Annotated in this window: 1 protein-coding gene; it reads left to right on the top strand. The window is 53.8% G+C overall.

All coding sequences use genetic code 11. The annotated features are described in order from the left end of the window. Positions 1-312: sensor histidine kinase (locus FJQ58_RS32700; RefSeq protein WP_238403651.1), on the top strand; the 312-nt coding region annotated here is incomplete at both ends.

Genomic DNA, 312 nt, shown 5'->3' with positions numbered 1-312 from the left:
CCGCTTATGCTCCAGCCGCTCGTTGAGAAGGCGGTAATTCATGGCATTGAGGCATGGTCCGACGCCTCCAATATTCAAATTACAGGACATTGGAATGAGGATGAAGCCAGCCTAGTGGTGGAGGATGACGGCAAGGGGATGAGCGCCGAAGATATTCTAGTTCTGCAGCACAAAATGCAAAATCACATGGATGAGCATATGGGCTGCGGGCTGTGGAACGTGCATCAGCGTATGCATTTACGCTTCCGCGGCTCCGCAGGGGTAAGCTTCTCGTCTTCGCCGCTTGGTGGCCTGAAGGTCACCATCACTTGG

Source organism: Paenibacillus paridis, from assembly GCF_006345825.1.
Classification (GTDB): Bacteria; Bacillota; Bacilli; order Paenibacillales; family Paenibacillaceae; genus Pristimantibacillus; species Pristimantibacillus paridis.
Note: the sequence above shows the minus strand (reverse complement) of the source record. Positions and strands in the feature narration are given on the sequence as shown.